Below are 11,196 nucleotides of genomic sequence, written 5' to 3' on the forward strand. Positions count from 1 at the left end.
CCGGGCTACTGCCCGATCGATTCTTGAAAATCCTCGATTTGTTGATTCGTGCCGATGACGACCATCACGTCGTCCGTCGACAATACGTCTTTGGCCACGGGAGCGATAATAATGCCTTTGGGCTTATTGATAGCCACGATGCTGCAGCCGAATTTACCTCTCGGATTCACGTCGTCCAGCGACTTGCCCGACAGACATTGCGGTACCGCAAGCTCCGCGATCGTGTACTGTTTGGATAGCTCGATATAATCTAGCAAGTTTGGCGACACGAGTTGATGCGCTACCCGAACCCCCATATCCCGTTCCGGATAGATAATCCGGTCAACGCCTATACGCTCCAGTACACGGCCATGCAAGTCGGAAACGGCTTTGGCCACCACCTTCTTTACGCCAAGATCCTTCAGCAGGATCGTAGCCAAGATGCTTGCCTGAATATCGTCCCCGATCGCCACTACGCCGCAATCGAAGTTCCGGGCGCCGATAGAACGCAACACTTCTTCTTCCGTGGCATCCGCGACGACGGCATGGGTGAGGATGTGGGAAAGCTCCTGAACCTTCTCCTCGTCGCGATCGACGCCAAGCACCTCATAACCCAGCTTGATTAGCTCTTTCCCTAAGCTTGAGCCGAACCGGCCTAATCCTATAATAACGAATTGATTCATTTTCATGTGATAAATGTCCCCTACCCGATTATGATTTTGCCTTCCGCGTTACGATATAACATTCGGCCTTGCTTAGGTCCTATCGCATACGTCAAGGTCAACGGCCCTAGCCGCCCGATGAACATCATGAGAATGATGATGATTTTGCCCGCCACGGACAATTGGGCCGTAAGACCCATCGACAATCCCACTGTTCCGAATGCGGACGTGACCTCGAATAAGATCATGAGGAATCGTTGATCTTCTACCGTGGACAAGAGCATCGTCGCGGTAATGACGAGACCGAACGCGAACAATGTAACGGTTAATGCTTTGTATACCCGTTCTTGCGCCAACCTGTACTTGAACAGCACGACATCCTCTTTGCCCCGCACCATGGCGATAACGGCTCCGATAAGCGCAGTGAACGTCGTGGTCTTGATTCCTCCGCCCGTGGAACCGGGAGACGCCCCGATAAACATGAAGATGACTAGAAGAAACTGAGTCGCTTGCCTTAATGCTCCGATATCCACGGAGTTAACTCCTGCCGTACGAGGAGTTACGGATTGCATGAATGCGGCTAATATCTTCTCTCCGAAGCCAAGCGGCCCCATTGTCCGTCCATTGGTATATTCGAAAATAAAGATTATGACAGCGCCCGCTACGATCAGGAAACCGGACATGCTGAGCACGACTTTCGAGTGGAGCGATAATTTGCGCTTTGGATTGCGGATATCAACCAAATCGGCGAGTACGACGAACCCGAGCCCGCCCAGAATAATGAGCAGCATCGCCACGATATTGACCATCGGATCGCCCACGTAGTCAACAAGACTCCTGTAGTCGCCCATAATATCAAAACCGGCGTTGTTGAAGAAGGATACCGCATGGAACACGCCTTTGTAGATTGCTTCGCCGGTCGGCATATCGAACATGAACCTGATCGCGAACAAAATAGCGCCTATAAGCTCTATGGATAGCGCATAGATAACGACTTTGCGAACGAGCCTGATAATCCCCTCGATACTCGTCTGATTAAACGCTTCCTGCAGAACAAGCCGTTCTTTCAGCGATATCCGTCGTTTAAGCGCGATCGCGAACAGAGTCGCCATCGTCATGAAGCCAAGTCCGCCGATTTGAATCATCGATAAGATAATCAACTGTCCTGCGGTCGTCCAGTAAGTTCCCGTGTCGACTACGACTAACCCCGTCACGCAAATAGCCGACGTCGCGGTGAACAACGTATCGATGAAACGGGGAGTGACATCCTGCGTATGAGCGAAGGGCATCATAAGCAAGCCCGCGCCGAGCAGTATAATAGCTGCAAATCCAAGAACCAGAATTCTGGGCGGCGAAGCTAAGATGGATCGTAAAAAATTCCGCATTATCGTAATCCCTCCGCCATCATCCGATGATGATTTTTCCTTCAGCATGACGATAAAGGACCCGTCCGGGCTTAGGACCAAGCGCATATGTCAGAGTCAGCGGACCTAATCGGCCAATGAACATAAGAAAAATGATCGTCAATTTTCCGGCTACCGTTAAATTACCCGTTAATCCCATGGATAAGCCGACCGTTCCGAACGCGGAGGTCGCTTCGAATAAGATTTTCAAGAAAGCGGCATCCTCCGTCGTAGCGAGAACCATCGTACCCAGCATGACGATCCCGATACAGAACAAAGTTACCGTAACCGCCTTGTACACCCTCTCCTGCGACAATCGCATACGAAATAACACGACATCCTCTTTTCCGCGAATCATGGCGAGAACGGCTCCCACGAGTACCGCGAAGGTCGTCGTCTTGATTCCCCCGCCCGTAGAACCGGGCGATGCGCCGATGAACATGAGAATAATGATAAAAAACTGCGTAGCTTGCCGGAACTCGGAGATATCGACTGTCGTAATGCCCCCCGAGCGCGTAGTGACCGATTGGAATAAGGAAACAAGCCATTTATGTCCGAAAGCGTCGTTGCCGATGGATCGATCGTTCGTGAATTCAAAGAGGAAAATGATTACGGCGCCAATTATTATTAATCCGGCAGATACGCCTAGAACCACCTTAGTATGTAAGGAAAATTGCCATTTTTTCCGAATTTCGAACAAATCCGCAAGAACGATAAACCCAAAACCGCCAAGAATGATCAGCACCATCGAGACGACGTTCATAAATAAATCGGTGGAGTAGCTGGAAAAGCTGCTAAAATCGCCCGATAAATCGAAACCCGCGTTATTGAAAATAGAAATAGAGTGGAAAATACCATGATAAATAGCTTGGCCAAGAGGCATATCTAACGCGAATCGGGCAGAATACAATACAGCTCCGACCATTTCTAACGCCAATGCATAGAATATGACCTTTCTTACTAACCTGACAAGCCCTTCGATACTCCCTTGATTGAGGGATTCTTGGAGGATCAAGCGTTCCTTGAGGGATATTCTCCTTCTCAAGATGAGCGCGAACAACGTCGCCATCGTCATAAAACCGATTCCGCCAATCTGGATAAGCAAGAGGATAACCCAATGCCCGAAGGTGGAAAAATAAGTTCCCGTATCGAATAAGACCAATCCGGTAACGCAAGTGGCCGAGGTTGAGGTAAATAAGGCGTCGACGAACGACATGGTTTCCCCGTTCGCCGACGAAATGGGCAACCTCAATAATTGAGCCCCTGCGAAGATAATAAACGTAAATCCTAGTAAGAGGGTTCTAGGCGGCGATGCGCTAAACCATCGTATTGCTTTTCTAAACAACTTAGTCACCTCTAACGCTTATTCACGCCATTTCACGAAATTCACGCAACAAAAAAAGCACTGGAACCCCAGTGCTTCAAATTCGCACGCGAGTCCTGTTCGCAATTAGCCTACGAGGTTAGCTGTCGGGTTCGGGCTCGAACAGGCCGCCCTATCCATCGCGCTTGAAGCGCGGTTAGGAATTCACCCCGGGATCTGCGAATACAATTAAACTTGTTGTACGCGCGATTGGTTGGGTCCCCCGTTTTCTTCGTTAAGAAATTCGGCTAGCTATTAAGTTTGTGTAAAGACGTACCATCGAATTATAGTCTTTCCTATTGAGGGGGACAACACCAAAAAGGGGGCAAACCGACTCATTTGAACGATTTTTAGTTTATCATGCGCATGGTTATGCCCTCGGACAATGATTATCGTCCCGATTGCTTTCATTTTCGATGAAAATGAGAGATACTTGATGAAAATTAAGGCTGCAGACAGGATATGCCTGCTGTATGCGTTTACTTGAGCTTTTATTGCATAAGGAGAGATACATTATGAATCGTTTGGGCCCAACCCCATTGGATAAACGCTGGATATGGACCGCATTCGCAGGATTTATTCTTTTTCTGTTCATCCAAGTATTCCCCATAACGGGTCAATTGTTTTCAATGAACACCGAACAGGTAATGACGCGGTCGGAAGCGGAAAATAAAGCGCTCGATCTAGCGGTTTCCCGATTCGGCATTCAGCAAGGGGAGGTAGTTAAAACCACGGTCACGCATTTATCGGATAGCGAAACGACTGGTTACCTTTCCAAACACGATCTCTTCGATGCTTATGAGAAGCAATGGTCCAAGCATACGCCGACGGACGTATACGCGGTAGAGATTCGTCTGGAGAGCGGTAATCCGTCAGGCAAGCTATTGCTTTACCTGAACATGGAAACCGGCGACTTGGTTGCTTGGGAGCACGACGGAAATCGAGTTGTCCCCTCGATGGATCAAACCCAAGGGCTAAGCGATGTTAAACTCGCGGCATACGCTCTTCAATACGCGTCATTCTGGGGGGTACAACCGGATGAATGGAAATGGGACGGATATTCCGCGGAGAAAGGAATAGTTAAGTTCTCATCGAGCGGCGCGGGCATCGGGGAATCCAAGCTATGGCTCAAGATTGCCGTTCCGGAAGGATTCGACGTATTGGTTTCCTCTTTCCCTCCGTGGCAGGGAGGATCCGTGACTTACGGTGTCGATTTACCGGAAGCCTTCACCTCCTACCTTCACGATCAGGAGAAATGGTCGACCAGGCTTTCGGTTTTCGGCTTTATTTTGCCGCAGATCCTTCTTTTCCTCCTCGCGATTATCTACACGGGAACCCATGGCGGACATAGCTCGTATCGCAGGGGAATTTTCTTGTCCGTCTTGTTCTTCGTGCTTTATGCGGGCCTTACTTATAACATGATTCCGGGGTTAAGAGCGGGGACATGGGAGGCCGGGGTCGGTTCGGCGGATAAGATCAATCTGATCGTAAGCTTGGTTACCTATGCCGCGATGGCGCTTCTTACTTATTTCTCCGCCGTAGGAGGGGATGGACTATGGAAATCCATGGGGCGTTCCTTATGGCCGAGATGGCGGGAATCCGGTTACGGCAATGCCGTTCTCAGAAGCATGCGGGAAGGCTACTTTTTAGCATTTATTCTATTAGGAGCGCAATCGTTTATCTTGCTTGTATTGGAGAAATCGCTCGGCTCCTTCTCCTCCTCGGACGCTACGCAATCGATGTACAACATGAGCATTCCCTGGCTTCTTCCTTTGCTCGCTTGGTGCGCGGGCATTTCTGAAGAGCTTCAGAGCCGCTTGTTCGGAATCGGACTATTTCGTAAATGGTTCGTCGGAGGCGCGCGCAAGCTGCTTGGCCGAGAGCCTTCCAGCAGAACCGCGATTCTGTTGACCACGGTGGCCATCATCCCGCCAGGCTTGCTTTGGGCTCTTGGCCATGTCGGCTACGCGATTTATCCGGTGTATACGCGAATCATCGAGCTGGTGATCATGTCCTTCCTATTCGGCTGGTTCATGCTCCGGTTTGGCATTATAACCGTCATTTTCGCCCATGTGACGCTGGATGCGATCCTCATGGGGATGCAAATGATGTTCGACGGTCTACCCGGCGACTTCATCGGAGGAGTGTTCAGCCTTCTCATGCCGGGACTCGTAGGGATCGTCATTTGGTGGCTTCATGGAGTCATCCGGGGCAAGGAAGCTTCTCCGAATCAATAAGCCTTTTCGACTTCGACTTTTTGCGTTTGTACATATCAACCAAATACCCGCGTGAGAAACGGCTTTTCACCGAAAGTACCTCCGCCTCTATCTTGTTCGTACTTAACGGCAAAATCTGCCGTTAAGCGTTCCGTTACCCGTCACTTGCGCGGGCTTAACGGCAAATCCTGCCGCTACGCGGTCCGTTGCCCGTCACTTGTGCGGACTTAACGGCAAAATCTGCCGCTACGCGGTCCGTTGCCCGTCACTTGCGCAGGCTTAACGGCAAAATCTGCCGCTACGTCACCAGTTTCCCGCCACTTGTGCGGACTTAACAGCAAAATCTGCCATTACGTGCCGCTATTGAGTTTAACCGCTGTCCAGCCGTTCCCAATTGCCGCAACGATCACGCCGATTGACGGCTATTCCGCGTTCAAAGTCTCCAAAATGCGACCAGCCAACGCTTCGCCGATGGAAACGGCTTTGAAGTCCTCGACGGAAGCCTCCTTAATCGCCTTCAGCGAGCCGAAGTGGCTGAGCAGCTGCTTTCGCCTCTTCTCGCCAATGCCGGGAATCGCATCGAGCCGCGAGGCGATCATCGATTTTGCCCGCTTCTCTCTGTGGAACGTGATCGCGAACCGGTGAACCTCGTCTTGGATGCGCTGCAGCAAGTAAAACTCCTGGCTGTCGCGCGGCAACGGAACAACCTCAGGAGGATCTCCCACGAGCAGCTGAGCCGTGCGATGCTTGGCGTCCTTGGCCAAGCCGCAAACCGGGACATCCATGCCGAGCTCGTTGACTAACACGTCTAACACTGACGCGATATGCCCCTTGCCTCCATCGACCACGATCAGATCTGGCAGCGGCAGCCCTTCCTTGAGAACTCTCTCGTACCTGCGTCGAACGACTTCCCTCATCGTCTCGTAATCGTCAGGGCCCTGCACGGTTTTAACGTTATATTTGCGGTATTCCTTCTTGTCCGGTTTACCGTTCGTGAACACGATCATCGCCGATACGGGGGATGCCCCCTGCATGTTCGAGTTATCGAAGGCTTCGATCCGGTTTGCGCTCGGAATCCCGATCCACTCGGCCAAGCCCTCCACGGCCTTCACGCTCCGCGACTCGTCCCGTTCGATCAATCGGAATTTCTCCTCCAATGCGACGCGGGAATTGTCGCACGCCATCGCGACGAGCTGGCGCTTCGAACCCCTTCTCGGCACGGCAACTTTAATTTTCAGCCAGCGACGCAGCGACTCCCCGACTTCCGCCGCTTCCCCTTCTTCCGCCAATTCCGTAAAATCTTCGCCGTACGCTTCCTTAGTCTCCGCAACCATCGCTATCGGCCGTTCGGCTAATGCTTTCTCGTTTGTAGTCGAAGTCTTCTGCTCCTCTACGACAACTCCAGGCGGCGCAGGCAGCAGCATTTCGCGAGGAAGCGCGGGATTATCGCTGTAATACTGGGTCACGTAGCTCAGGAAATCCTCATAAGCTTCGCCATAGTAAGGGAAAACGGACACGTGACGCTGAATCATTTTACCTTGGCGCATATAGAGAATTTGCACGCACATCCAGCCTTTGTCCACCGAATAGCCGAATACGTCCCGATCCATCGCGTCCGCCATGTTGATCGTTTGCTTCTCCATGAGAGCTTCGATGGCCACGATTTGGTCGCGATATTCCCTGGCACGCTCGAATTCCAGTTCTTCGGCCGCAACCTCCATCTTGCGCTTCAATTCCTTCTTAATATCACCGTGCCCGCCATTCAGGAACCGGGAAATTTCGCCGATCATCTCGTCGTATACCGCTTGTTCCACCGGATATTCGCATGGTGCCACGCATTGTCCTAAATGATAATACAGGCATACTTTGTCCGGGAGCGTATTGCATTTGCGCAAAGGATATAGCCTATCCAGTAGCTTTTTCGTTTCCTGGGCGGCATACGCGTTAGGATACGGACCGAAATATTTGCCCTTATCCTTGACGATCCTTCGGGTAACCTCAAGCTTCGGATGGGCTTCATGGGTGATTTTCAGATAGGGGAAAGATTTATCGTCTTTCAGCAGTACGTTGTAACGCGGAAAATGCTCCTTGATCAAGTTGCATTCAAGGATGAGCGATTCCGTATTGCTGGCCGTTAAGATATATTCAAAGTCCCGGATTTCCGAAACCAGCTTCTGGGTTTTTCCGTCGTGGCTGCCCGTGAAATAAGAGCGCACGCGGTTTTTGAGCACCTTGGCTTTGCCTACGTATATGATCTTGCCTTCGTCGTTTTTCATTAAATAACAGCCCGGCTGGTCCGGAAGCAGTGCCAGCTTGTTGCGTATGTTCTCCATCGCCTTTTCGCGACTTTGGGATGGATTTAGGATATCCATGAACGGCACCTCTTCTACGCGTTATGAATCGGGGCAGAACACCCGTTCCTCCATTGTAGCACAGCTTAGGGATTCATGGCCTTACAGGTTTGCGCGATGTCGCAAACTTGTCACCGGAGCGATTCGCGGATACTTTACAACAAAAAGCGATGTTGGGTATACTGTAGTTATCGAATGTGTCAGGAGGCTTCCCATGGAAAACGTTAGAGATCCCCGCCAGCACATCAACGAAGAGCCGCGCGACGATTTTATGGATACGGCGATCGGTTTCGGAGCTATGTTCGGCTTCATGTTCGTTGTGTTCGCTGCAGCGGTTATCGTTAAATTTATTATTTCTTAATAACCGACCATTGAAACAGTAAAGCCGTCAGCGACTTTCGTCCGCTGACGGCTTTTGCTATTCCTTCCTGTTTGATCAAACCTAGCCATTCCAATAAGGAGCATCGCGATTAGAGCGGCTGCGCCGCTTTAAATCGGCGGATGAGGAGGCACTTGAGCGGGAATTAAAGCGGCTGCGCCATTCCTACTATGCCCCCCTATGATTGCGGCCCCGCACGTGAATGACATCGACGAACGGGCGAACGCGGTCCATGAGCCGTTGGCCCTTGTGCATTTCCTCGCCTTCCTTATGTGTGAAGCTGAAATGCCGTTCTAAATCCTCTAAGTCATGATTGGATGTGTAAAAGGTCGGCTTGCGGTTCATACGATGATTAAGAATGGCTCCAAGCACATGATCTCTGACCCACGGGCTCAAGTTCTCGGCTCCGATATCGTCGAAGACGAGCAGATCCGCTTCCTTCATCAGAGCAATCGTTTCTTTAAGCTTCTGCGGCTCGAACATGAGCGCTTTGGCATCCTCTACGAATTCCGGCATGTACACGATGACGCCGGAGTACCCTTCTTTAGCCAATCTCTGAAGCAGATAGCCGGCGAGATAGGTTTTGCCCGTGCCGAAGTCTCCCTTTAAGTACAAGCCTTGCTTCTGCAATCCGTCCTTCAAGGTACTGGTCACATAGCTTTGCAATTGATCTACCGCCAAAGCCCGGGTTGGATCCAATTGGATCATCTCTTCCTCATCGTACCTTTCCCCGAGCACGGTTTCGTCAACGTAAAAGCTCGTAATCCTGCGCCGGATTTGCTGCTGCTGCTCATTGGACGTCCACTTGGAGCAAGCGGTCTTATAATCGTTCAATTGCCAACGCCCGTTCAATTCCACGCAGTTGATGCCCGTCGAATGTCCCTGCATGTCGTTCGGACACAAAGCTAAGCCGGGACAAGCTTTGCAATTCCGGTATTCCGTCGTCATCTGGTACAACCGATTCAAGTTTAACCGCAGCACCGACTCGTCCAGCTCCGGATAACGGGAACACAGCTTCAAGACGAGCGGGTCGTTTAACACCTGTTTCGAGATTTCCGCCGCATTATTAAGTTCTCTAAATGGCAATTGACGCAACGCTTCCCCTAAAGATTCCATTCCCGTTCCTCCTTAAGCCCGAACGCATTTATCGATTATTTTTTTCCTTTAATTCCCTAGCTCTCTTGAGCATCTTCTCTAGGTCTTCCGGAGATACCTCCTGCGCGGGACCGTTTTTCACTACAGACATCGCCGGCTTGCGGCGCGCGTTACGTCCTTGCGCTTGCGATCCGGAGCCGCTTCCGTTATCTCGTGCGGGATCTTCCCCGCGACGCTTGCGTTCCAAGGCGACGTTTAGTTTCTCTTGTTCGCGTATGTACATGACCGCTTTATCTAATGTATCAATGCCCTTTGCGAGCATATTGGACGCGATGGAATCCACGAACGATTTGGTAAGCCGTTGGGCATGGCTTAGCGAAAATACGTAATGAATAAGTACGTTAATGACTGGCTCCGGCAACTTATAGTTAAGATCGATACGCTCGAATATCCGAACGAAGGCATCCGGAACCGCTCCGGGAAAATATCGTTCCAACATGCGGGTGTAAGGTTCCCGCTGGAGCATCTCGTTATAGCGCTCCATGTTAACGTCCATTTGAAAGCGCTCGGGAATATCCAACTGCAGCTTCGTTGGGCTTGTCCCGCTATCGACCGTATCTGACGGCACCTGTCGCTCCTCGCCCCGCGCGAGGAATCGTTCCCGTTCCTCGTCCCGCTTGCGATCTTGGCGGTACATCAGGTTCGCCCGGCTCTGAAGCTCGTCCCAAGATAGCGTGCCGTCCGGGTGGAATATTCCGTCCTCGTCGAGCAAGCGGCATATTTCCGGAACTTCCAAATTAAATTTATAAGCCAAATAATTCAATTGCGCCATCGATTCGGGCGCCCGGTTTAGCCGTTCCACGAACCCCCGGTTAGCGGAGCCGCGAGGAAACCGCAGCATCATCTCGCTATGGCGAATCCGTTCCTGCGTTTGAAACGAGGGCGGGCGCTCCTTCGCCGTCGCGCTCTCCGCCCATCCCATCTCCAGCTCGGGGTCCATAGCCGACGCGCCGATGCGGAACATTTCATAGAATGGCACGGTCGCTTCTTCCCGGTTAACGAATCGCGCTAGTTCAGGCGGATGCTTGGCTATGTAACCGTCCCTCAATTCTATCAATGCGCTCTTGCCTATCTTATCCCGGAGCAGAAGGGTGAGATGATAGTTGGAGAAGAACTCGGCCGAACTAAGCGGCCGTAGAAGCATATATTCGTATATAGACTCTTCCGTTAACGGATTATGATTGCGGAATACTTGCAGCAGTCCCACGGCCTCAAGCTTGGATGCTGCCTCGATAAGCGATTGGCGGCCTGCGGCATTTAGCTCCATTCCGAGTCCAAGCAATAGCTTTCGTTGCGGCTCGGGAGCGGTATATCCCGTGCTATCTTCCCCGAATTGATGATAGAGAAGATGATAGAAAGCAGCGGAAACCGCCCCTACCATCGGCTGGTAGAGGGTAATGAACACCTTGCGGTCCAACCCGCTTAGCGCAAAATCACGACTGGTAAAATAACGGTGGTTCTCCGTAAACTCCATCAAATTCGACACGCGCATGGCGGGATCGACAACTCTTTTCGCTGAATAATGATTGTTCTATTGTAGCATAAAACCAACCCGGCGAAGAGTAGAGTAGAAAACTGAAATTTCTTTGGAGGGCGAAAGCCCTCCATTTACTTTTCCAGCTCCCCCTTCATCAAACCGGACGTGAGGTTTTCCCTCATCCGGCTTTCCGATGTTCTTCTTCCTTCAG

At 51.2% G+C, this 11,196-nt stretch carries 8 protein-coding genes and 1 riboswitch; of the genes, 2 read left to right on the forward strand and 6 right to left on the reverse strand.

What is annotated here, in order from left to right; all coding sequences use genetic code 11:
• Window positions 1–5 precede the first annotated feature (5 nt).
• From E2980_RS08990 to E2980_RS09000, 3 genes are read right to left on the reverse strand one after another with little or no spacing between them, the layout of a single operon-like run.
• Window positions 6–668, reverse strand: a complete 663-nt coding sequence (locus E2980_RS08990) for a potassium channel family protein (protein ID WP_135151843.1) — start codon at window positions 666–668, stop codon at window positions 6–8.
• A 14-nt stretch (window positions 669–682) separates the two neighbouring features.
• Window positions 683–2,026, reverse strand: a complete 1,344-nt coding sequence (locus E2980_RS08995) for a TrkH family potassium uptake protein (protein ID WP_135151844.1) — start codon at window positions 2,024–2,026, stop codon at window positions 683–685.
• A 19-nt stretch (window positions 2,027–2,045) separates the two neighbouring features.
• Window positions 2,046–3,389 carry a TrkH family potassium uptake protein gene (locus E2980_RS09000; RefSeq protein WP_135151845.1) on the reverse strand — a complete coding sequence of 448 codons (1,344 nt, stop codon included), beginning with the start codon at window positions 3,387–3,389 and terminating at the stop codon, window positions 2,046–2,048.
• A gap of 93 nt (window positions 3,390–3,482) precedes the next feature.
• A riboswitch (cyclic di-AMP (ydaO/yuaA leader) is annotated at window positions 3,483–3,667 on the reverse strand.
• Between the two features lie 255 nt (window positions 3,668–3,922).
• Here E2980_RS09000 and E2980_RS09005 point away from each other — a divergent pair.
• The gene (locus tag E2980_RS09005) at window positions 3,923–5,644 is read left to right on the forward strand and encodes a CPBP family intramembrane glutamic endopeptidase (RefSeq protein WP_167747045.1); all 1,722 of its coding nucleotides are present in this window, start codon (window positions 3,923–3,925) and stop codon (window positions 5,642–5,644) included.
• A gap of 401 nt (window positions 5,645–6,045) precedes the next feature.
• On the opposite strand, the gene uvrC is transcribed toward E2980_RS09005, so the two are convergent.
• A complete protein-coding gene (gene uvrC, locus E2980_RS09010) occupies window positions 6,046–7,995 on the reverse strand; it encodes an excinuclease ABC subunit UvrC (RefSeq protein ID WP_135151847.1) in 1,950 nt (649 codons plus the stop codon).
• A 193-nt stretch (window positions 7,996–8,188) separates the two neighbouring features.
• Here uvrC and E2980_RS09015 point away from each other — a divergent pair, with 193 nt between their 5' ends.
• A complete protein-coding gene (locus E2980_RS09015; RefSeq protein ID WP_135151848.1) occupies window positions 8,189–8,335 on the forward strand; it encodes a YqzM family protein in 147 nt (48 codons plus the stop codon).
• 186 nt (window positions 8,336–8,521) lie between these two features.
• Here E2980_RS09015 and E2980_RS09020 read toward each other — a convergent pair whose 3' ends face one another.
• Both E2980_RS09020 and E2980_RS09025 read right to left on the reverse strand, forming a co-directional pair.
• Window positions 8,522–9,469, reverse strand: coding sequence for an ATP-binding protein (locus tag E2980_RS09020; protein ID WP_135151849.1), 948 nt, complete (start codon window positions 9,467–9,469; stop codon window positions 8,522–8,524).
• A gap of 28 nt (window positions 9,470–9,497) precedes the next feature.
• Window positions 9,498–11,000: a DnaD domain protein gene (locus tag E2980_RS09025; RefSeq protein ID WP_135151850.1), complete on the reverse strand. Its 1,503-nt coding sequence runs from the start codon at window positions 10,998–11,000 to the stop codon at window positions 9,498–9,500.
• Between the last annotated feature and the right edge of the window lie 196 nt (window positions 11,001–11,196).

Source organism: Cohnella luojiensis, from assembly GCF_004564235.1.
In the GTDB taxonomy this organism is placed as follows: Bacteria; Bacillota; Bacilli; order Paenibacillales; family Paenibacillaceae; genus Cohnella; species Cohnella luojiensis.